Below are 20,101 nucleotides of genomic sequence, written 5' to 3'. Positions count from 1 at the left end.
CCCCGCACCGCGTCGAAGTCGGCACCAAAGGCAGTTGGCAAGGCCACTCCGACCAAGGCCGCTTGGACCGCGGCAAACATAGCGGCCTTCGATCAAATCCTTGCCGACCGTGCGCGCCACGGCCTCGATCGGGTCGAGTTCCTTCCCGCACCCGCCGACGGCGCTCCGCCCGTCGACGATGCCGCGCGAACCAAGGCCGCACTCGATTATGCCGGCGCGCTCGCACAGGGGCCGCGTCGACCCCGCCTCGCTGCATCAGGTCTACACGCTGCCCCGCCCCAAGGTCGATCTCGCCACCGGGCTGTCGCGCGCGCTGGCCAGAGGCGATCTCGTCGCCTGGTTCGACGGTCTCCCACCGCAGGATGCCGAGTATAAGCAACTGTCCGACGCGTATCTCGCGTTCAGCGCCAAGGCGTCGACCGCAACGCCCGTGCAGGCGATACCCTCCGGCGTCATCCGCGTCGGCAACCGCGATGCGCGCGTCGCCACGATCGTCGAGCAGCTCGCGGAGAGCGGATATCTTCCCTCGTCGACCGGCCCGCTCGCCGTAGCGCCCGTACCGACGGAGTTTCCGCCGACGGCGACCCCGCCGACGACCCCGGCACCAATGATCTACACGCAGGCAATGGCCGAGGCGCTGAAAGGGCTCCAGACCGACTACGGCATCGCCGCAGACGGCGTGGTCGGCCCCGAGACGTTGAAGGTACTGAACCTCGGTGCGGGCGATCGTGCGCGCGCGCTCGCGGTCGGGCTCGAACGGCGGCGGTGGCTGGCACGAACGCCACCGCCCACGCGGATCGACGTCAACACCGCCGCCGCACAGCTTCGCTACTACCGCGACGGCACGATGATCGATCAGCGCAAGGTGATCGTCGGCGAACCCGGACGCGAGACGCCGGCGCTGTCGTCGCCGATCTATCGTCTGGTTGCCAATCCCACCTGGACCGTGCCCAAATCGATCCAGAACGGCGAGATGGCCAATGTCGGCGAGGAGTATCTCACCGCGCATAACATGGTCGTCCGCGATGGCTGGATCGTCCAGCAGCCGGGGCCGAGCAACGCACTCGGCATGGTCAAGTTCGACATGGCGAACGATCAGGCAATCTACCTGCACGACACCTCCGCGCCGGGCTTGTTCGATCGCAGCCAGCGTCATCTGAGCCACGGCTGCGTTCGCGTCGAGGATGCGCTTGGGTTCGCGCGGATCCTCGCGGAGGACGAAGGCGTCGGCGAGGCGTGGCAGACGGCGCAGGATTCGGGCGAGACGAGCTTCGTCCCCCTGCCCCGCCGCATTCCGGTCCGGCTGCTGTACCACAACGTCTATGTCGACGACGCCGGCAAGGTCGCATTTCGGACCGATCCTTACGGCTGGAACGATCCGATCGCGGAGCAACTCGGCTTCGCCAAGGCGTCCGCCAAACGCGCCGAGGCGCAGGCGATCGATATCGGGCCCTAAGAGGCTTTCGGCGTTGCGGGCATCGCGAACGTCTTCGACAACCCGTGGTACAGTTTCTCGCGGCAGACCCATTGGCTGGCCGCATCGGCGATGAACGCGGTCGCGAACATCGGCAGCATCAGTCCGCGGCTGGCGGTCGTCTCGGACAGGATGATGACCGCGGTCAGCGGTGCGCGGACGACTCCCGCGAAATACGCGACCATCCCCAGGATCACGATCGCGCTAGCGGGTTCGCCGGGAAACACTTCGCGGAGCAGATTGCCGACGCCGGCGCCGACCGCGAGCGACGGCGCGAAGATCCCGCCCGGCAACCCCGCGATCGCGGTCGCGGCGGTTGCCACGAACTTGGCGGGTCCGAACCACAAGGGTGCATCGACACCGACGATCATCGCGCGCGCCGCGGAATAGCCCGTTCCCCAGGTCAGGCCGGTGAACACGCCCAGCACCGCGACGACCGCACCGCACGCCCCCGCGAACTTGACCGGATTGGCGCGGGTCCAGGTCGTCATGCGGTTGCGGCTCTGCGCCATCGCCAGCAGCGTGCGGGAAAACAGACCGCCCGCCATCCCACCGGCGATCCCGGCGACCGGTGCTACCAGCAGTGCCGACAACAGCGGCATATGCGCGCCGATCGCGCCGAAATAGATGTAGTCGCCCTGCACCGATTGCGCGACCATCCCGGCGATGACGATCGCTGCGAGGACCAGCAGCGTCACGCGCTGCTCGTACGCTGACGCCAGTTCCTCGATCGCGAACAACAGCCCAGCGAGCGGTGTGTTGAACGCGGCTGCGACACCCGCCGCGCCACCGGCGATCAGCACGCCGCCCCGCAACGGTACGCGGACGAGCCGGTGCGTCGCGCCCATCACCGCCGCGGCAAGCTGGACGGTCGGTCCCTCGCGCCCGACCGACGCGCCGCCTAGCACCGCGCCGATCGTCAGCACGGCCTTGGCGGCGACGGTGCGCGGCGAGATCAGCGTCCGCGTCGCCTCGTTCGGATCGGCCTGTGCCGCGATCACCTGTGGAATACCCGATCCCCGCGCGAACGGCGCGTACCGCCGCGTCAGCCAGACCAGCGCCATGAACGTCAATGGCGTCGTCAACAGCGGCAGCCAGTGCCAGCTCTGCGCGTACCCGGCGAACACCCCCGCCGCCCAGTCCGCCGCTTCTGCGAACAGCGTCGCGACCACCCCGATCAGGATCGCGCCCGTCAGGATCGCCGCACGCGTGCGGAACTGCACGGACCGCGGCCCGCGTGCACGCAGCAACGCACGGTACCGCGACGGCGTCCAGCGTTTCGCCGGCATAAGATGATCGAAGAGCCCAGGCATGATGTCGATCTAGTTCATGCCGCCCGCCACGTCACCCGCCCCATCACCCGCCTGCGTCACCCGCTTGCGACCTGGCGGCGCGCAGGCCTTGGCGGCCCGGTAAGCGATTGACATCGTCCCGATATCTAACAACGATAGCGCTATCACAAAAATATAATGAGGATGCTTCGTGGACATTACACGACGGGACGGACTGGGCATGCTGGCGGGGCTCGCGGCTGCCGGCGCTGCGGCGAATGCTCAGGCGCGATCGATCCTGCGTCAGACGGGCGCCGACGGGAGCCTGCAATCACTGGCAGCAGCCAAGGGGATGCGCCTCGGCTCCTGTTTTGCGTGGAGCGAACCCGGCGCGGACCGCGGCTCGTTCGCCAACCCGGCCTATGCGAGACTGCTGAAGCGCGACTGCGGGCTGCTGGTCCCCGAGAACGAGATGAAGTGGCAGGCGCTGCGCCCCAGCGCCACGACCTTCGACTTCACGCGGTTCGACGCGATGATGGCATGGGCCGACGCCAACGCGCTGCCCGTCCGCGGCCACAACCTCCTGTGGCACCAGCCGAAATGGATGCCGAAATGGGAGGAAAGCCACGATTTCGGCGCGACGCCCGCGCGTGCGGCGGAACAGTTGCTCGTCCGGCACATCACAACGGTATGCCAGCGCTACGGTACGCGCATCCGCAGCTACGACGTGGTCAACGAGGCGGTCACTCCCGCCGACGGCACGCTGTACACGACCGCCCTATCCCGCGCACTCGGCAGCCCCGAGGCGACGCTCGACCTTGCCTTCCATACGGCGCGCACCGCAGCCCCGCACGCGCAACTCGTCTATAACGACTATATGAGCTGGGAGCCGGGCAACGCACAGCACCGCGCCGGCGTCCTCAAACTGCTGGAGGGGTTCAAGGCGCGCGGCGTTCCGGTCGACGCGCTCGGCGTTCAGTCGCACCTCGTCACGCAAGGCATCGACACCCGCGCCACGATCGCCGCGCTCGAAGGCGATTGGCGCCGTTTCATCGATGCCGTCACCGCGATGGGCTATGCCATCGTCATCACCGAGCTCGACGTCCGCGACAATAATCTCCCCCGCCGACGTCGCCGCACGCGACCAGGGAGTGGCCGACTTCACGCGCGGCTATCTAGACCTGATGTTCGCCTACCCGGCGCTGAAGGACGTGCTGTTGTGGGGGCATGACCGACCGTTACAGCTGGATCGAGGGTTTCGAGCCGCGCAAGGACAAGGCTCGCCGCCGCCCCTGCCCATACGACGCCGCATTCGCCGCCAAGCCGATGCACGCAGCAATCGCCGCTGCCTTCACCGCAGCAGCGCCGCGCGGCTAGCGATTCCCACGACATTCGACGCCGCCTCTAGCGCGCCGCAGCGGCCATCTCGGCGTTGCGGCGTTCGGAGGCGGCAAGCGTCGCGGTAAGCAGCGCGACCAGGGCGTCGTCGTGGTCGAGGACGTTCAATCCCTCGCGGGTCGATCCACCGGGGCTGGCGACGCGGTCGGCGAGTATGGCGGGCGATACGTCCGCCTCGGCCGCCATGATCGCAGAACCCTCCAGCGTGGCGATAGCGAGACGCGCCGCCTGATCCGCCGGCAGCCCGAGCGCCACACCTGCCTTGGCGAGGGCATCGGCGAATCGGAACACGAACCCGGGGCCGGATCCTGCAAGCGCGGTCACCGCATCGAAATGCGCTTCGTCGGCGATCCATTCGTAGTGACCGAGCTGCGCTGAGAACGCTTCCGCCGCCGCGATCGCCTCTTCCGACGCCCCAGCGGTGTAGAGCAACGTCACGCCCTTGCCGATCGCGACCGGAAGGTTGGGCATCGCGCGGACGATCGTGTCGGCCGCGAACCGCTGGGAGAGTGCCGCGTGGTCGACACCGGCGAGGATCGACAGGAGCAGCTGCGGCTTGCCTCTCATGGGCGCCAGCAAAGCCTGCGCCGCATCGATCTGCTGCGGCTTCAGCGCGAGCATCACCGTCGCGGGCGCCTCCTCGTCGGGAATCGCGGTCAGCGAACGGACACCTTCGGGTGCCCCCTGCCCGCTACGCGTGATGACCGTCACGGTCGCCGGATCGAGCCGGGCGGCGATCCACCGCCGCAGCATCGCGCCGCCCATGTTGCCGCAGCCGACCAGCCACAGCGGACCTGCCGGAAAGCTCATGCCTCGCCGTGCGTTTCGATCAGTGCCGCGGCGATCGCTTCCCTTGGGGCTCTTTCCGCCCCACAGCACGAACTGGAACACCGGATAGAAGCGCTCGCACTCCTCGATCGCCGATTCGACCAGCAGTTCCGCCGCGTCGAGCGACATCGTGCCGTCGTCGCCACCGTCGACCATCGCCGCGTGCCGGAACAGCAGGATGCCGCTCGACGACCAGAGTTCGAAGTGGCCGATCCAGAGCTGTTCGTTGACCAGCCCGATCGTCTCGTACACCGCCTGGCGCCGCTCGTCGGGTACCTTGATGTCGGGAAAAGCGAGGAATTGCAGGACGCTATCGTCCTCGCGCCACAGCGCGCGCAGTTCGTAGGTCGCCCAGCTTCCCTTGACGGTCGCGACGATCTCGTCGTCGTGACGCTCGTGCTCCCAGCCATGCGCAGCGTAATAGCTCTCGAGCATGTCGATCGGGGCGGCGTCTTCGTGGTCGTGGTCGGCGTGTTCAAGCATCATAGGGTCCTGGCGGTCCTTATCGCACGACAAAGGGTGCCGAGGCAAAAACGCCCCGACAACCCCATCGGCCCCAATTCTGCGGAAAACTGTGGAAAAGTCAGTCGACCGACGCCCCGAGCGGTGCATTTACGGTCGATTGTGCTGCGAACTTTGCTTCGAGCGCATCGAGCCGGGCCTTCAACGCGTCGTTCTCGTCGCGTGCGGCCGATGCCATCGCTTTCACGGCGTCGAACTCTTCGCGGCTGACGAAGTCGAGCCCGCCAAGCCATTCGCGCGCGCGTTCCCGCGCACCGGAACCGGCTTCGCGACCGACGCCCGCAAGCGTACCGGCAGCACCGTTCAAGACCTTGACGATATCGTCGAACACGCGGTTTTCGGACTGCATTGCTTCAAAATCCCAAAGACTGTCGCAGTGACTGTTACAGTGACTGCTGCGTCACAGCATTTGGGACGTATGCGGCGCGGGTGCAAGGGTTTCGGCATCGGGGTTCAACTGCCCGATGCTGAACGCGAGCACGCCGGCAAAGCTGATCCACACCATGTACGGCACCATCAGCCACGCCGCGGCGGGGCGGATGCGCGCGAATACGAAGGTCGCGGCGATCGACAGCGCCAGCATCGCGACGATCACCAGTACCGACAGCCCGATCTTGTGCGCGCCGAAGAACATCGGCGTCCAGGCGAGGTTGAGCAGGAACTGGCCGACGAACAGCGCGACGGCGAGCCCGCGCAACCGAGCGCCTCGCGCGTTGAAGATCATCGCGAGCGCGAGGCCAATCAGGATGTAGAGCGTGGTCCAAACGACCGGAAACACCCAGCCGGGCGGGTTCAGCGCGGGCTTGGCTAGCGCCATGTACCAGGCATTCTCGCTGCCGACGCTGACCGACCGGCCGGACAGGAAGCCTAGCAAAAGGATCAGGGGCACGGTCACGACCGCCCAGCGGAGGAACGACATCCTCAACTGGCCCTTCGAAGCGATACCGCCCACACAAATCCTTCCGCCTCTACGCGCGCTCGTCCTGGCGCGCATTTTGCGATCGGTAAACCGAGTTTGGTGGATAATCGTTCCGCTAGTGGTTCATTCCGGCACGGTGCCTCCCCACGCCGTCATCCTGACGAAAGTCAGGATTCAGGATACCGCGCGCGCCCCGCGTGGCTCTGGGGCCTGACTTTCGTTAGGATGACGAAGGCGTTTCGCGATCGTTTGGCATGTCCGAGGCCGGCTGTTCCGCCGTCGCACTCTCGCCATGCAAAGCAGCAATCAGGAACTCCACGTTACCCTCAGGTCCCGTGATCGGGCTCTCGACCACGCCGAGCACGCTCCACCCCTGCCCCATCAACCACGTCGCGACCTCGTCGCAGACGCGCTGGTGGATCGCGGTATCGCGGACGACACCGCCCTTCCCCACTTCACCACGCCCCGCCTCGAACTGCGGCTTCACCAGAGCCATCAAGCGCGCGTCCGGCTTGGCGAAGGACATCGGCCGCTCCAGCACCTTCGCCAAACCGATAAAGCTCGCATCGCAGACGATCAGGTCGACCGGCTCCGGGGATATGCGCGGCCGTCAGGATCCGCGCGCTGGTCTGCTCGTGAACGATGACGCGCTCATCCTGCCGCAGCGACCAGGCAAGCTGGTTGGTCCCGCTGTCGACCGCGTAGACCTTCGCCGCACCGTTCTTCAGCATGACGTCGGTAAAGCCGCCGGTCGACGAGCCTACGTCGATCGCGACCGCACCGGTCACTTCCCAGCCGAAATGCGCGAGGCCGTGCGCCAGCTTGATCCCGCCGCGAGAAACCCAGGGATGATCGCGACCGCGCACGTCGAGTTGCACGTCGTCCGATAGCGTCTGTCCGGGCTTGTCGACCTTCTTCGTCCCCGCGAACACGAGGCCCGCCATGATCAGCGCCTGCGCGCGCGTCCGCGACTCGACCAGCCCCCTGTCGACCAGCATCTGGTCTGCACGTACCTTCACCATGCGCCCGCTATCGCCGCCCGATCCGATTGCCGCAAGCTGCCTTCCTTTCGCCGCAATGCCATTGCCTACCGAACGAGTAGGATTATCTTGAGCGTATGGGATCGTGACCGGATGGCGTGCCCTAGAGCGTCCCTCGGCCACGCTCCCGACCTCGAAGAACGAGGTTTTGGAGAAGGAGAAGCGCTGTGGGTAGTTTCGCACCGTATGATTCCGTCCAGCCGACGATCCTGACCGTGCCCGGCCTTGGTGGTTCGGGTCCCTCGCACTGGCAGACGTTGTGGGAAGAGGCGCGGCCCGACACGGTCCGCGTCGAGCTCGGCATGTGGAACACGCCGCACCGCAACGCCTGGGTGACGCGCCTCGACGAAGCGATCCGGCAGGCACAGGCGCCGGTGATCCTCGCCGCGCACAGTCTCGGGTGCCTCGCCGTTGCATGGTGGGCCGAACTCAGCCCGCAGCCTTATGGCTGGCCGGTAGCGGGCGCGCTCCTCGTGGCGCCGGCGGACGTAGATCGCGGCGGCGCGCAGGCCGAACTGAAGGGCTTCTCGCCGACTCCGCGCACGCCCCTGCCATTCCCATCGATCGTGGTGGCGAGCAGCGACGACCCCTGGGTCACGCCCGAGCGTGCGCACAGCATGGCGGCGGACTGGGGCAGCCACTTCGTCGACGCGGGGCCACAGGGGCATTTGAATGCCGCGAGCGGGATCGGCTGGTGGCGCGAAGGGCAGGACTTGCTGGAGCGCGTCATCGCGGCGAGTGGCGATGGTCGAGGGCAAGCTCTACCGCCAAGTAAAGCGCGGTCGATCCTTGCGGTGAGCGCTACAGACGCCGCGCAAACACACTACTTGGGCGGGTGACCTCGCCTAACTGACGGTACACCACCCCGGCGAAGGCCGGGGCCCAATTGGTGAGGTCACAATAACGGGGCACCGCGCTCCGTTACCAACGTTTCCCAATTGGGCCCCGGCCTGCGCCGGGGTGGTTCTCAGTCACGAAATCCGAGAACCGTCCTCATCGAACAGCTCAGGGTTCGCCACCTGCTCGGCCTTCGCCGCTGCGAGCCCACCCCGCATCCGCCGCCACATCGCAATATTCAACGACACCATCACGATCACCGCCAGCGCAATGATCACAAGGCCCTTGGTCGGCCCGGTCATGCGCGCGCTTCGGCAACCCCGCCCGAATTGTGGCGCAGCGCCTTGAGCACGGTATCCACCAGCGCAGTCGCGTCGAGCCCGGCTTCGGCATACTGGACTTCGGGCTTGTCCTGATCTTGGTACACGTCGGGCAGACGCAGCGTACGCAGCTTGAGCCCGCCGTCGATCAGCCCCTCATCCGAAGCCATCGTCAGCACGTGCGCGCCGAAGCCACCGACCGAGTTCTCCTCGATCGTCACCGCGACTTCGTGCGTCGTGAGCAGCTTGCGGATCAGGTCGACGTCGAGCGGCTTGGCGAAGCGAAGATCGGCGACCGTAGTCGACAAGCCCTTGGCTTCGAGAACCTCGGCGGCCTTGAGCGCTTCCTCGAGACGCGTGCCGAGCGACAGGATCGCGATCTTCTTGCCCTCGCGCACGACACGACCCTTACCGATCTCCAGCAGTTGCGGGGTCTCCGGGCAGCGCGACGCCGGTGCCGTTGCCGCGCGGATAGCGCACCGCGATCGGGCCGGTGTCGTACTGCGCCGCGGTATGCGTCATGTGGACGAGTTCCGCCTCGTCCGCCGCCGCCATCACGACGAAGTTCGGTAGCGTCGCGAGGTACGTGACATCGAACGAGCCGGCATGAGTCGCACCGTCCGCGCCAACGAGCCCCGCGCGGTCGATCGCGAAGCGGACCGGCAGGTTCTGGATCGCGACGTCATGCACGACCTGATCGTACGCGCGCTGGAGGAACGTCGAATAGATCGCGCAGAACGGCCGCATCCCCTGCGCGGCGAGGCCCGCCGCGAAGGTGACGCCGTGCTGTTCCGCGATGCCGACGTCGAAGAACCGGTCGGGATACGCCTTGGCGAACGCATCGAGCCCGGTGCCCGACGGCATCGCCGCGGTGATCGCGCAGATCCGCGGGTCGTTCGCGGCCTCGGCGACGAGTTGCGCGCCGAACACGTTCTGGTATTGCGGCGGGCCTGGGGGCGCCTTGGTCTGGACGCCCGAGATCACGTCGAACTTCTGGACGCCGTGATACTTGTCCGCGGCAGCCTCGGCTGGGCCGTAGCCCTTGCCCTTCTTGGTGACGACGTGGACGAGGATCGGGCCTTCCTCGGCATCGCGAACATTCTCGAGCACCGGGATCAGGTGCTCGAGATTATGGCCGTCGATCGGGCCGACATAATAGAAGCCGAGTTCCTCGAACAGCGTGCCGCCCATCGTCATGCCGCGCGCGAACTCGTCGGTCTTGCGCATCCCGCTGGCGATCGGCCGTGGCAGCCGCTTGGCGAGTTTACGCGCGAGGTCGCGAAAGCCGAGGAACTCGCGACTCGACACGATCCGGCTCAGATACGCCGACAGTCCACCGACCGGCGGCGCGATCGACATGTCGTTGTCGTTGAGGATCACGACCAGGCGGTTACCCGCCTGCGCGGCGTTGTTCATAGCCTCGTACGCCATGCCCGCAGACATCGCGCCGTCGCCGATCACGGCGATGCCCTTGCCCGGCGTCCCCGCGATCTTGTTGGCGATCGCAAAGCCCAGCGCCGCCGAGATCGAGGTCGACGAATGCGCCGCGCCGAACGGGTCGTATTCGCTCTCGCTACGCTTGGTGAAGCCGCTGAGGCCCCCGCCCTGCCGCAGCGTGCGGATACGATCGCGGCGTCCGGTGAGGATCTTGTGCGGGTAACACTGGTGGCCGACGTCCCACACCAACCGATCGCGCGGGGTATCGAAGACATAGTGGATCGCGGTGGTCAGCTCGACCACGCCGAGCCCCGAGCCGAGATGGCCGCCGGTGGTGCCGACCGCGGAAATCGTCTCGGTACGCAGTTCGTCGGCGAGTTGGCGGAGCTGGTCCGGGCGCAGCTTGCGGAGGTCGTCGGGCGTCGAAACGGTGTCGAGCAGCGGTGTCGAGGGAAGGTCGGCCATCGGACGGGCTTAATGCAGCGCGCGTATCGTGTCGATTGTTACCGTGTCCTGCGCTAGCATTCGCACTGAAATCGCTCGGGAAGTGCACAAATATGAACTTTACGCACCGTGTTGCCGTGGCGGCGGATATTCCCGCGATCTCGGCGCTGATGCCTCGCGCGATCGGCGCTTTGCAGGGGGGACTTCCTCACGCCGGCACAGGTCGAGGCGAGCCGTGCGGTGATGGGGCTCGATACGCAGTTGATCGCGGACGGAACGTATCTGCTAGTCGAGGCGGAGCATCGGCTGGCCGGATGTGGCGGGTGGAGTCGGCGCGCGACGCTCTATGGCGGCGATCACAGCACGGCGTTGCGCGATGCGGCGTTGCTCGATCCGGCGCATGACGCGGCACGTATCCGCGCGATGTATACCGATCCGGATTTTACGCGGCGGGGTGTCGGGCGGCTGGTGTTGTCGGTCTGCGAGGCAGCGGCCCTCGCGGCCGGGTTTGCGCGGGCGGAGATGATGGCGACGCTGGCCGGAGAGCCGCTGTACCGGGCCTGCGGATATCTCCCGATCGAACGGATCGAGACGCCGGGCAAGGTCCCGGTGCCGATGATCCGGATGGGGAAGGATTTGAACTGACGCACGCCAAGAACACAACGGTCCCCCTCCCCTGAAAGGGAGGGGCCGGGGGTGGGGCGGCTTCCGGATCAGGCGGCGCCGGCCAAAGCCAGCCGACCCACCCCTACCCCCTCCCTTCCAGGGGAGGGACGGCTCAATCATGAGATTAAGCGTGCAGGGTAAGCTTCTACTTCGCTTCGCAGTCCGCACAACGCCCGCGGACTTCGATCACCGGGCGCACCGGAGAGAAGCCGGCCGCCTCCGCCGCGTTCCGCACACCCTTGGTGATCGTGTCGTTATCGAGATGCGTGGTCTGGCCACACGAGTCGCAGACCAGGAAGATGCAGTCGTGCAGGCAATCCGGATGCGCGTTGGCGACATAGGCGTTCGCGCTCTCGACTCGCCGTGCGAGGTTCGCGCCGACGAACAGGTCGAGGATGCGGTACACGCTGTTCGCCGCGACCCGGCGACCTTCGGCTTTCGAGACGGCCTCGGCGATGTCGTAGGCCGATGCCGGCTTCTCGAAGCTGGCGAGGGGCTGCGAACACGCTGGCGCGCATCGTCGTCCATTGCTCGCCAGCCTTTTCGAGCGTCGTCTGTGCTGCGACGGTAAGATCGGCGCCCTGCGGTTCGGTGTGGTTGTGAGCATGCGCCATGCTGGGTGAAGTAGGATGCCGGAGAGGTTCCAGCAACCCGCTCAGCTTTCCGCGCGGCGGTTGAGATCGTGGCCGAATGCGAGCAGGCCGACGCCGACGATCGTCCACAGCGTCTCGCCGCCACCGCTGTCGTGCGGCAGCGTCATCGCGCCCGCCATGATGCCGAGCCCGAGCGCGCCCATCGCGGCGGGCATCATATAGCCGTGGTTGAGCACGCCGCGGCCGAGCGCGAGCGCGCCAAGGCCGATCGCGATCGTCAGGCCCACTTCGTGGAAGATCGGGTCGAGCAGGAAACCGCCCGCCGTCGACATCAGCGCGACCAGCACGGAGGTCGCCAGGCAATGCACCATGCACAGGCCCGACAGGCCGATCGCATAACGATCGAGACCGGCGAAGCGGTGGGTATGCGTGGCCGAGGGCGTCATCGTTCGACGGATATAGACGCCTCGTTGACAGGATACAACATTACATTGCGAATTTTGGCGGCAATTTAGGCTAGATTCTGAAGGGTTCACGCCCTCCTCGTTGTTCTCCCGCGAAGGCGGGAGCCCAGTCTGGACTCCCGCCTTCGCGGGAGAACAAGGAAGTAGCGTGCTGCGTCCGCCAGTCCGGCTTCTACCGAACCGCCCCCCAGCAACATGAAGCAACGGCGCACCACGAACCGATGGCGCCCCGCCTCGCAAACCACTATCTCCTCACCATGCTTCAACCCAGCGCCGCCTTCCTCAGCAAAGCCCGTCCTCGTTCCGTCGCCCTGTGGCTGTTCACGGTCGCAGGCTTGATCGTCGCGATGGTCGTCATCGGCGGGATCACGCGGCTGACCGAGTCGGGGCTGTCGATCACGCAGTGGAAGCCGATCAGCGGAATCATCCCGCCGCTCAACGACGCGCAGTGGCAGGCCGAGTTCGACGCCTACAAGCGCATCCCCGAATACGCCGCGTTCAACGCCGACATGACGGTCGGCGGGTTCAAGGCGATCTTCTTCTGGGAATATCTCCACCGGCTTTGGGGCCGCGTGATCGGTCTCGTGTTCGCGGTACCGCTGATCTGGTTCGCGGTGCGAAAGCGCATCCCGGTCGGCTATGGCTGGCGGCTGTCGGCGCTGCTCGCGCTTGGCGCGTTCCAGGGCGCGATCGGCTGGTGGATGGTTGCCTCCGGCCTGTCGGTGCGAACCGACGTCAGCCACATCCGACTCGCCGTCCACCTGCTGACCGCACTGACGATCCTAGCCGGGATCGTGTGGACCGCGCTCGACCTGATGGCTCTGCACCGCAACCCACTCGCCGCCCCTGCCCGCCTCGCGCCGGTCGCGATCCTCGCGCTGGCGCTTCTGTTCGTGCAGTTGGTCTATGGCGCTTTCACCGCCGGTCTCGATGCAGGCTATGCCTTCGCGAGCTGGCCGCTGATGGGCGACGGGCTGTTCCCCGCGGACGTGCCGATGGTGAACCCCGCCTGGAGCAATGCGGTCGACAACCCGATCGTCGTGCAGTTCATCCACCGCTGGTTCGCGTTCGCCGCCGCCGCCGGGCTCATCTGGCTGGCGATCAAGGCGACTAAGACCGGCAGCAGCGCTGGCTTCTTCGTCGTCGGGCTCGTCACGCTCCAGATCATGCTCGGCATCGCGACGCTGATGACCGGCGTGCAGATCGACGTCGCGGTCGCGCATCAGGGCAATGCCGCGCTGCTCCTGATAGCCGCGATGTTCGCCGCCCACGCGGTGGGCACAGCACCTCATGTAAAGCAGCGGGTATAATAATACCCGTCAGGAAACCGGCGGAAAGCTTGACTTGAAGCCCCCCTTTCAGCATTAGGCCGGCATTCGCGCTGTGGGGCCTCCCATTGGTGCGCTTGCATTCAATCTGGAAGGTCTAACGCCCATGAAGGCGCTCATGAAGACCACCAAGTCGGCGAAGCCGGCAGAGGTGGACAAGCAGTGGCATATCGTCGACGCGGAAGGTCTCGTCGTCGGCCGTGCCGCATCGATCATCGCCAACGTCCTGCGCGGCAAGCACAAGGTGTCGTTCACCCCGCATGTCGATTGCGGTGACAACGTCGTCGTGATCAATGCCGACAAGATCCGCTTCACCGGCAACAAGGCCGCGAAGAAGATCTATTACAAGCACACCGGTTACGCCGGCGGCATCAAGGGCATCACTGCCGCCAAGGTCCTCGACGGCCGCTTCCCGGAGCGCGTTCTCGAAAAGGCTGTCGAGCGCATGATCCCGCGCGGCCCGCTGGGTCGTGAGCAGATGCGCAACCTGCGTATCTTCAAGGGCACCGAGCATCCGCACGAGGCACAGAACCCTGCCGTGCTCGACATCGGCAGCATGAACCGCAAGAACAAGGTGGGCGCATAATGTCCGACAACCGCCAGTCGCTCGCCGATCTCGCGAGCCTGACCAACCAGCCCGCGCCGGCTGCCCCCGCCGAGCAGGCTCTGCCGACCAGCGAAGGCGATATCGCAGCGCCGGTCTCGAACGAGCCCGTCCGCGAGCCGATGCCGCTGCGCGAGCAGATCCTCGACAAGCAGGGGCCGCGCCTACGCGACCGGCCGTCGCAAGGACGCAGTCGCGCGCGTCTGGGTCAAGCCCGGCACCGGCAAGATCACGATCAACGGTCGTGACCAGGAAGTGTATTTCGCCCGTCCGACGCTGCGTCTCGTCATCAACCAGGTGTTCGGCATCACCGAGCGCGAAGGTCAGTACGACGTCGTCTGCACCGTCAAGGGCGGTGGCCTTTCGGGCCAGGCCGGCGCGGTCAAGCATGGCATCAGCCAGGCACTGACCCGCTTCGAACCGGTGCTGCGCGCATCGGTCAAGGCAGCAGGCTTCCTGACCCGCGACAGCCGCGTCGTCGAGCGCAAGAAGTACGGCAAGGCGAAGGCCCGTCGTAGCTTCCAGTTCTCGAAGCGCTAATCTCGCTTTCAGTATCTGCGTATCAGAAGGGCGGTCCGGCAACGGGCCGCCCTTTCTGGTTTTGGGGTACAGCGTGATGACGCCAGGGTGAGAGCTGCAACGAAGCCCAAACCCCAATGATCCCCCCTCCCCTTCCAGGGAGGGGAGCCTGTTGGAGTTGGCGCGCAGCGTGGCTATTGCAGATGCCATGGCGGTCGAACTTGTCGAACGTTGATGTTCCCGCCAGATACGAAAGCGCGTCAAGGCCGCAGCGGCGCGGCCGTTTCTTGTTCTCCCGCGAAGGCGGGAGCCCAGTCTGGGTCCCCGCCTTCGCGGGGAAACAATCGACGCCTTACCCCAACGCGGCGATGATCTCATCGAGCGAGGCGTTGCGAATCCCCCGCCGCTCGAACTCGTCGAGCATCACCGCCCACCATGCATGAAAACGCTTCAAATCCGCCGCGTCGCGAACGTAAGGCGTGTGACCCGGGACCAAAGACGGCGAGTGGAAGGACAGGTTGAGCAACCGCAGACCTTCGCCAGCCGCCACCGCGACGGCCTCCAAAGCATCGGCGATCGGCATGTCCTCGGGCGTCAGCGCGATCCGGGACAGCAGGTGCGGGCGCGCGAAGAGGCCCCTTCCCTTCGGAATGCGTCCGAGCGCCCGATACAAATGCGCGCCACCCCATCGCGCACCGCCCGTGAAGACCGTGGTCAGCGGCAACTCGACGATCCCCTCTGCGCGATACGCGCCGGCGTCGGCCATCGAGAAGTCGGGACCTCCGTCAGCACTGTAATCATAGCCGGGACGAACCGAGCTATCGATTCGGTAACCGAGCCCGGCGAGCAGCGCGAAACTGTTCGGACCGATACCGTAGCGGCCAGCCCGGTAAGCACGCGGGGCCTTACCGAACGCGGCCGTGATCACCTTCGTCAGCGTTTCGAGCTTGGCGGCTTCCGATGCGCGCGGCAGGTTGCCGGCGTAACTCGATCCCGGCGGCGCGCTGTCCGGGAACGGCGGATTGACCCAGGCATGGAGCTGCGTACCGATCTCCGACCGTCCATCCTCGACGACCCGCGACAGGATCGCAATGGCCACCGGATCGGTGGCGACCGGATAGTCGACCATGCAGGCCAGCGCGACGCCCCGTTCGGCGAACCGGCGATGCGCGTCAGGAAAGGCCGCCATCGCGGTCGTCGAACGGTTGCGGCGATCCAGCGGGGCGTTCCAGTCGAATTCCTCTTCGACATCCGCGAAGACGGTGAAGCGCGTGCCGAATTCCTCGGGCCATACCACGCGTTGTGCGTCGGTCGGGCGCGGGGGACGGTATGTCACCGCTGTTCGTCGGCGGTCCGCTCCGCATCGACAGTATCAGCAGCCGGAAGCTGAAGGGTCAGGCGGTCGGCACCGATCGTCAGCACGCCGCCCAGTTCGACCGCGAGGTTCTGTGCCAGTCGCAACGCGAACCCGGTCCCGAGCAAGGGCGCGCCATCGCCGTCGCTCTCATGTTCGGCATCGATACTCAGCAGGACATCGGTGGCATGCGCCGCGAGCGCGGCGGGTCGGTCGAACTCGATCGTCACGGTATCGGCGACCGGCCGCACGACCACGCCGAGCTGCTCGCCCTTCCGCCCTGCCGAAACCAGGGCGGCGAGCAACCGGCCGATCAACCGCTCGACCGCACGATCGTCGCCGCGGATGTCGCAGTCGCCCGCCGGCATCGCTACGCCCAGGCTCGTGCCACGCAGCGTCGCGAGCGGCTGGAGATCGCGGGCGACCCGGTCGAGCAACGCACGAACCGGCACCGTCGTCGGGCGCAGGTCGAGCGCACACCCTTCGATCCGCGCGGCAGTATCGAGATCATCGATCGCCGCGAGCAGGTCGCCCGCCTGCGTACGGATCGTGGTCGCACGGTCGCGGTAGGTCGGCGAGACCGGGCCGAGCAACTGCGTCTCGATCAGCTCCGCGAACCCGGCGATCGCGTTAGTCGGCGTGCGCAGTTCGTGAACGAGCTGACGGAGCGAGTCGGACACCGGCGACGAGACACGAACCGGCTCGGCCGTCTCGTCGCGACGCGGGCGACGCCCCGTTCCGCGGAAACCGATGAATCGGCCGGAGGCATGTTCGAACGCCGGAACGCCCGACAGCCGCCACGATCCGAACGCATCGGATAGGCCGCCTACTTCGAGCCGCGCATCGCTGAACCGCGAGCGTCGGCGGAATGCACCTGCCGCGACTCCGTCAAGATGCGCCTCCCCCCTGCTGCGCGGCATAGGCGAGCGACACGCCGACCAGTGCCGAGCGCGCGACGCCGTCGACCATCCGGATGACGCCTTGCGCATCGGTCTCGAAGCGGAAGCCCTCGATCTCGGCCGCCACGGGCGCTGGCGTAGCAGCATCGACGGTGCGGTCGCGATTGAACGCTTCGATCCGCGCGACGAGGTCGGAAATCTCGAACCGGTCGGCCGGCGCTGGTCCAGCCGGCTCGACGACAGTCGGCTCGGTCTCGGCTAGCTTGGCGTGACGAAACGCCTCGGCGACGAACGGCAGCCCGCGTGCGACCGCGCCGAGCGCCATGAACGGGGTTTCGCTGAGCGGCGCGGCGTAGAGGGACAGCTCGGGAATGTCGGTGGGAGCCGGTGCCGGACGCTTCGCAACCGGTTCATCGCGGACCGGCGCTTGTTCGATCGGCACCGGTTCGGGCGCTGTGGGCTCGGGCGCGACCGGTTCAGCCTCAGCTACCTCGATCTCGACTGGCGCTTCGGGCTGCGGCAACACGAAGTCGGTCGGACCGAAGCTCTGCAACCCACGCTGGACCTCGGCAGGCAGATCACGACGATGGCGCAACACGGAACGGCTCGGCGGTGTCAGCCGCGGGAGAAGCGCGAGCCAATCGTCCGGCTCCAGCGTCGCCGTCCGCAACACCGGCGCGGCGATCGCCAGCACGTCTTCCGCGAAGAACCCGACGAGTCGCGCATTAGGCTTGGCAAACGCCAGCGCCCGCGCACTCGCAGCCCGGACCTCGACCGGCACCGCCTGGCGCAACAGCCGCAACCGCGCGATCGCCGGCTCGTCGACGACCGCACGACCACGTCCCATCAGGTCGACCAACTGCCGCCACGCCGATTGCGCACCGAAATCGGTGGCCATATCGGCGGCAAGGATCGTCTTCAGGCTATCGTCGAACCGCACATCGTTCCCCGGCTTCAGCGGGCTTAGCACGCTCTCCGTACCGATTCCTTAACGCGCGCGGCGATGCGAAGGAACAACCCATTTCGGTAGGCAATGCCCTTCGTCGCATTGTGGGACAATTGCGTTTCGCCGCAACAATCTTATCGCTATGAGGAATGAATCGCTTGGTTTGCGATGCCCATCAGGAGTTGCGTGAAATGAGTTTTGACCGGATCGATCGGCAGATCCTGTCGCTGTTGCAGGCCGACGGTCGAATGACCAATGTCGATCTCGCCGACCAGGTGGGGCTCACTGCGCCGCCCTGCCTCCGCCGCGTCCGCGCACTCGAGGAAGCCGGTGCCATTCGTGGCTATCACGCCGATCTCGATGCCAGCCGCCTGGGTTTCCCGATCACCGTGTTCGCGATGGTGTCGCTACGCAGCCAGGCCGAGCACGACCTCGCCGCGTTCGAGCATCACATCGCCGACATTCCCGAAATCCGCGAATGCCACATGCTCAACGGCGAGATCGACTTCATCCTGAAGATTGTCGCCGCCGACCTGAAGAGCTTCCAGGAAATCCTGACGACGCATCTGACGCCAGCGCCGAACGTGGCGAGCGTGAAGACTTCGCTGACGATCCGGACGGCGAAGGCACTGTCGGGCATCCCGGTGGTCGTGGACTGATCTTCCGACTTCTAGCCTTCGCCCCTCCCTGGAAGGGAGGGGTTGGGGGTGGGTCGGGTTCCGCTTGGTTCGGACTTTCGTGACACAAGCAGGCCAACCCACCCCCCCGCCCCCTCCCTTTCAGGGAGGGGAGTTCGGACGCCGTGATTGGCTAGCCATACCCACAAACGAAAACGGGGTGGCATTGCTGCCACCCCGCTTCCTTGTTCGAGACGCCGCAGCTTACGCAGCCGGTGCGCCGAGCCAGGTCGTCCACAGGCCAGCAACATCCGCCTTGGGCGACGCCTTGACCGCGGAGAACGCCGTCGCGGCGCCAGCCTTGTCGCCGGACCGCGCGAGCGCGATGCCCATATGCAGGTTGACGTCGTCGGCATCGACGCCGCCCTTGGTCAGCGCCAGGCGATACAGCTCGATCGACTTGGCGTAGTTGTTCTGGCCAAGATAGGCATCGGCCGTACCCGCGGCGAGCTTGCCGTTCGGAGCGGCCGCAGCACGCTTTTCGAGACCCGACAACGGACCGTCGTTGGCGATGTTCTTGCTCGCGTCCGCCAGCAGGCCCCTTGGCCATCGTGTTCGACGCCGGGATCTTGCCCGCGGCGAGGCCTTCCTTGATCACTGCCTGTGCTTCGCTCGGCAGGCCGCGACGGTTTACGCTGTCGGCATACTGGAGATAGTCGGTCTGATCGGCGAGCGAATTGGTCGCACGCATCAGGCGGAACACGTCGACCTTCTGTGCCTCGTCGAGCGGGATCAGCGCGTTTGCCTGGATGCCCGACAGGATCAGCACGTCACGCCAGTTCTTCGCCGACGGATATGCCGCGATCCACTTCTTCAGCCACGCCATCGTGTCGGCGTTGCGCTTGGCGGCGTAGGACTTGGCGATCGCATAGCGATAATAGTCCTCCGGGAGCCTTCTGGCCCGCCGCGGTCATCTGCGTGATCGAGGCGTCGAGATCGGCGGTGGCGCCGGTCACGTCGCCGCTTTCCATCTTCGCCTTGACGATCTGCAACCCAAGGTCCGGGTTGGTATATCCGAGTTCCTTGGCCTTCGCGAAATACTGGAGCGCGATCGGATACTGCTTGCCGTTGAACGCGAGTGCACCGCGGCGATATGCGTATTTGCCGCGATCGGCGGCCGGCGTCGCCGGGTTGGCGATCAGCGCGTCGAGTGGCTTGGCCAGCGTCGTCTCGTTCATCGGGGCGTTCGGGTTGGCCGTCTGCGCGGCAACCAGCTTCTCGTTCTCGAGCTGATAGCGAAGCGCCGCGCCGATATACTTCTCGTAATCGGTCTTGGCGGCGGCATCGATCTGGTCGATCGCGGTCTGCGCGCCGGCGTAATCCTTGGCGGTCAGCGCAGTCTGCGCGGCGATGCCGGGCTTCTGGACTTCGGGGCTCAGCTTCATGGCCGGCGCCTCTTCGGCCTTCTTGTCCTTGGCGAACGCAGGCGCCGACAGCGCGAGGCCGCTCGTGCCGGTGGCAAACGCCGCAATCAGTGCAAGCTTGGAAATGGTCTTCATGCGGAAACTCTCCCTCTGCGTCGGCCCGCTTACGTAAGTGGCGCGCGACGACGCTATATGAT

General features: G+C 66.3%; 18 protein-coding genes and 6 pseudogenes. 9 read left to right on the top strand and 15 right to left on the bottom strand.

Going from position 1 to position 20,101, the window contains the following annotated elements; translation table 11 throughout:
• Positions 1-208 precede the first annotated feature (208 nt).
• Positions 209-1,456: a L,D-transpeptidase family protein gene (locus tag NHF48_RS21050; protein ID WP_263817004.1), complete on the top strand. Its 1,248-nt coding sequence runs from the start codon at positions 209-211 to the stop codon at positions 1,454-1,456.
• Here NHF48_RS21050 and NHF48_RS21045 read toward each other — a convergent pair.
• Positions 1,453-2,787, bottom strand: coding sequence for a chloride channel protein (locus tag NHF48_RS21045; protein ID WP_253072203.1), 1,335 nt, complete (start codon positions 2,785-2,787; stop codon positions 1,453-1,455). The two genes, NHF48_RS21050 and NHF48_RS21045, sit on opposite strands and share 4 nt — an antisense overlap.
• 199 nt (positions 2,788-2,986) lie before the next feature.
• On the opposite strand from NHF48_RS21045, the gene NHF48_RS21040 reads away from it, so the two are divergent.
• Positions 2,987-3,976, top strand: a complete 990-nt coding sequence (locus NHF48_RS21040) for an endo-1,4-beta-xylanase (protein ID WP_263817003.1) — start codon at positions 2,987-2,989, stop codon at positions 3,974-3,976.
• Complete coding sequence (locus tag NHF48_RS21035) at positions 3,973-4,122, top strand: hypothetical protein (RefSeq protein WP_253072201.1); 150 nt, start codon at positions 3,973-3,975, stop codon at positions 4,120-4,122. Before NHF48_RS21040 ends, NHF48_RS21035 begins: the two co-directional genes overlap by 4 nt.
• A gap of 27 nt (positions 4,123-4,149) precedes the next feature.
• Here NHF48_RS21035 and proC read toward each other — a convergent pair whose 3' ends face one another.
• The 5 genes and pseudogenes from proC to NHF48_RS21010 form a co-directional block, all read right to left on the bottom strand.
• Complete coding sequence (gene proC, locus NHF48_RS21030) at positions 4,150-4,953, bottom strand: pyrroline-5-carboxylate reductase (protein ID WP_253072200.1); 804 nt, start codon at positions 4,951-4,953, stop codon at positions 4,150-4,152.
• Positions 4,950-5,457: pseudogene (locus tag NHF48_RS21025) on the bottom strand (YbjN domain-containing protein). The gene proC and the pseudogene NHF48_RS21025 overlap by 4 nt, the downstream one beginning before the upstream one ends.
• A 97-nt stretch (positions 5,458-5,554) precedes the next feature.
• On the bottom strand, positions 5,555-5,842 hold the full coding sequence (locus NHF48_RS21020; protein ID WP_056485995.1) for an accessory factor UbiK family protein: 288 nt from the start codon (positions 5,840-5,842) through the stop codon (positions 5,555-5,557).
• Positions 5,843-5,893: 51 nt separating this feature from the next.
• Complete coding sequence (locus NHF48_RS21015) at positions 5,894-6,412, bottom strand: TspO/MBR family protein (protein WP_274705421.1); 519 nt, start codon at positions 6,410-6,412, stop codon at positions 5,894-5,896.
• 220 nt (positions 6,413-6,632) lie between these two features.
• Positions 6,633-7,434: pseudogene (locus NHF48_RS21010) on the bottom strand (TlyA family RNA methyltransferase).
• Positions 7,435-7,619: 185 nt separating this feature from the next.
• On the opposite strand from NHF48_RS21010, the gene NHF48_RS21005 reads away from it, so the two are divergent.
• The gene (locus tag NHF48_RS21005) at positions 7,620-8,291 is read left to right on the top strand and encodes an RBBP9/YdeN family alpha/beta hydrolase (RefSeq protein WP_056047792.1); all 672 of its coding nucleotides are present in this window, start codon (positions 7,620-7,622) and stop codon (positions 8,289-8,291) included.
• Between the two features lie 132 nt (positions 8,292-8,423).
• Here NHF48_RS21005 and NHF48_RS21000 read toward each other — a convergent pair whose 3' ends face one another.
• Positions 8,424-8,591: a hypothetical protein gene (locus NHF48_RS21000; RefSeq protein WP_253072198.1), complete on the bottom strand. Its 168-nt coding sequence runs from the start codon at positions 8,589-8,591 to the stop codon at positions 8,424-8,426.
• Positions 8,588-10,511, bottom strand: a pseudogene (gene dxs, locus NHF48_RS20995) (1-deoxy-D-xylulose-5-phosphate synthase). Before dxs ends, NHF48_RS21000 begins: the two are co-directional and overlap by 4 nt.
• 92 nt (positions 10,512-10,603) lie before the next feature.
• On the opposite strand from dxs, the pseudogene NHF48_RS20990 reads away from it, so the two are divergent.
• A pseudogene (locus tag NHF48_RS20990) lies at positions 10,604-11,135 on the top strand (GNAT family N-acetyltransferase).
• A 166-nt stretch (positions 11,136-11,301) separates the two neighbouring features.
• On the opposite strand, the pseudogene NHF48_RS20985 reads toward NHF48_RS20990, so the two are convergent.
• Both NHF48_RS20985 and NHF48_RS20980 read right to left on the bottom strand, forming a co-directional pair.
• Positions 11,302-11,770, bottom strand: a pseudogene (locus NHF48_RS20985) (Fur family transcriptional regulator).
• A 41-nt stretch (positions 11,771-11,811) separates the two neighbouring features.
• Positions 11,812-12,195: a MerC domain-containing protein gene (locus tag NHF48_RS20980; protein WP_056047781.1), complete on the bottom strand. Its 384-nt coding sequence runs from the start codon at positions 12,193-12,195 to the stop codon at positions 11,812-11,814.
• A gap of 275 nt (positions 12,196-12,470) precedes the next feature.
• Between NHF48_RS20980 and NHF48_RS20975 the strand changes: the two genes are divergently transcribed.
• The 3 genes and pseudogenes from NHF48_RS20975 (at position 12,471) to rpsI (ending at position 14,685) form a co-directional block, all read left to right on the top strand.
• A complete protein-coding gene (locus NHF48_RS20975; protein ID WP_253072197.1) occupies positions 12,471-13,523 on the top strand; it encodes a COX15/CtaA family protein in 1,053 nt (350 codons plus the stop codon).
• A 124-nt stretch (positions 13,524-13,647) separates the two neighbouring features.
• A complete protein-coding gene (rplM, locus tag NHF48_RS20970; RefSeq protein WP_082441436.1) occupies positions 13,648-14,127 on the top strand; it encodes a 50S ribosomal protein L13 in 480 nt (159 codons plus the stop codon).
• Positions 14,127-14,685: pseudogene (gene rpsI / locus NHF48_RS20965) on the top strand (30S ribosomal protein S9). The gene rplM and the pseudogene rpsI overlap by 1 nt, the downstream one beginning before the upstream one ends.
• 331 nt (positions 14,686-15,016) lie before the next feature.
• Here the strand turns inward: rpsI and NHF48_RS20960 are convergent.
• The 3 genes from NHF48_RS20960 to NHF48_RS20950 are packed head-to-tail and all read right to left on the bottom strand — an operon-like array spanning position 15,017 to position 17,857.
• Positions 15,017-16,000 carry a polysaccharide deacetylase family protein gene (locus NHF48_RS20960; RefSeq protein ID WP_253072196.1) on the bottom strand — a complete coding sequence of 328 codons (984 nt, stop codon included), beginning with the start codon at positions 15,998-16,000 and terminating at the stop codon, positions 15,017-15,019.
• Positions 15,997-16,938, bottom strand: coding sequence for a sensor histidine kinase (locus NHF48_RS20955; RefSeq protein ID WP_253072195.1), 942 nt, complete (start codon positions 16,936-16,938; stop codon positions 15,997-15,999). Before NHF48_RS20955 ends, NHF48_RS20960 begins: the two co-directional genes overlap by 4 nt.
• Positions 16,907-17,857 carry a hypothetical protein gene (locus NHF48_RS20950; protein ID WP_253072194.1) on the bottom strand — a complete coding sequence of 317 codons (951 nt, stop codon included), beginning with the start codon at positions 17,855-17,857 and terminating at the stop codon, positions 16,907-16,909. Before NHF48_RS20950 ends, NHF48_RS20955 begins: the two co-directional genes overlap by 32 nt.
• A gap of 197 nt (positions 17,858-18,054) precedes the next feature.
• Between NHF48_RS20950 and NHF48_RS20945 the strand changes: the two genes are divergently transcribed.
• On the top strand, positions 18,055-18,522 hold the full coding sequence (locus NHF48_RS20945; RefSeq protein ID WP_055880606.1) for an Lrp/AsnC family transcriptional regulator: 468 nt from the start codon (positions 18,055-18,057) through the stop codon (positions 18,520-18,522).
• Between the two features lie 222 nt (positions 18,523-18,744).
• Here the strand turns inward: NHF48_RS20945 and NHF48_RS20940 are convergent, their stop codons facing one another.
• Together NHF48_RS20940 and NHF48_RS20935 are read right to left on the bottom strand one after the other, a co-directional pair.
• The gene (locus NHF48_RS20940) at positions 18,745-19,035 is read right to left on the bottom strand and encodes a tetratricopeptide repeat protein (RefSeq protein ID WP_253072193.1); all 291 of its coding nucleotides are present in this window, start codon (positions 19,033-19,035) and stop codon (positions 18,745-18,747) included.
• 275 nt (positions 19,036-19,310) lie between these two features.
• Positions 19,311-20,039, bottom strand: coding sequence for a hypothetical protein (locus NHF48_RS20935; protein WP_253072192.1), 729 nt, complete (start codon positions 20,037-20,039; stop codon positions 19,311-19,313).
• Positions 20,040-20,101: the final 62 nt, after the last annotated feature.

The sequence above is a fragment of the Sphingomonas sp. H160509 genome, from assembly GCF_024124765.2.
Lineage (GTDB): Bacteria > Pseudomonadota > Alphaproteobacteria > Sphingomonadales > Sphingomonadaceae > Sphingomonas.
This window is presented reverse-complemented; position numbering and strand designations above follow the sequence as displayed.

Bases quoted from the DNA above. Each gene is read 5' to 3' on its own strand.
- NHF48_RS20945 (WP_055880606.1), top strand. From the start codon at position 18,055: ATGAGTTTTGACCGGATCGATCGGCAGATCCTGTCGCTGTTGCAGGCC.
- NHF48_RS21045 (WP_253072203.1), bottom strand. From the start codon at position 2,787: ATGCCTGGGCTCTTCGATCATCTTATGCCGGCGAAACGCTGGACGCCG.
- NHF48_RS20935 (WP_253072192.1), bottom strand. From the start codon at position 20,039: ATGAAGACCATTTCCAAGCTTGCACTGATTGCGGCGTTTGCCACCGGC.
- NHF48_RS21040 (WP_263817003.1), top strand. From the start codon at position 2,987: ATGCTGGCGGGGCTCGCGGCTGCCGGCGCTGCGGCGAATGCTCAGGCG.
- NHF48_RS21020 (WP_056485995.1), bottom strand. From the start codon at position 5,842: ATGCAGTCCGAAAACCGCGTGTTCGACGATATCGTCAAGGTCTTGAAC.
- NHF48_RS21000 (WP_253072198.1), bottom strand. From the start codon at position 8,591: ATGACCGGGCCGACCAAGGGCCTTGTGATCATTGCGCTGGCGGTGATC.
- rplM (WP_082441436.1), top strand. From the start codon at position 13,648: ATGAAGGCGCTCATGAAGACCACCAAGTCGGCGAAGCCGGCAGAGGTG.
- NHF48_RS21035 (WP_253072201.1), top strand. From the start codon at position 3,973: ATGACCGACCGTTACAGCTGGATCGAGGGTTTCGAGCCGCGCAAGGAC.
- NHF48_RS21015 (WP_274705421.1), bottom strand. From the start codon at position 6,412: ATGTCGTTCCTCCGCTGGGCGGTCGTGACCGTGCCCCTGATCCTTTTG.
- NHF48_RS20980 (WP_056047781.1), bottom strand. From the start codon at position 12,195: ATGACGCCCTCGGCCACGCATACCCACCGCTTCGCCGGTCTCGATCGT.
- NHF48_RS20975 (WP_253072197.1), top strand. From the start codon at position 12,471: ATGCTTCAACCCAGCGCCGCCTTCCTCAGCAAAGCCCGTCCTCGTTCC.
- NHF48_RS20955 (WP_253072195.1), bottom strand. From the start codon at position 16,938: ATGCCGCGCAGCAGGGGGGAGGCGCATCTTGACGGAGTCGCGGCAGGT.
- NHF48_RS21050 (WP_263817004.1), top strand. From the start codon at position 209: ATGCCGGCGCGCTCGCACAGGGGCCGCGTCGACCCCGCCTCGCTGCAT.
- proC (WP_253072200.1), bottom strand. From the start codon at position 4,953: ATGAGCTTTCCGGCAGGTCCGCTGTGGCTGGTCGGCTGCGGCAACATG.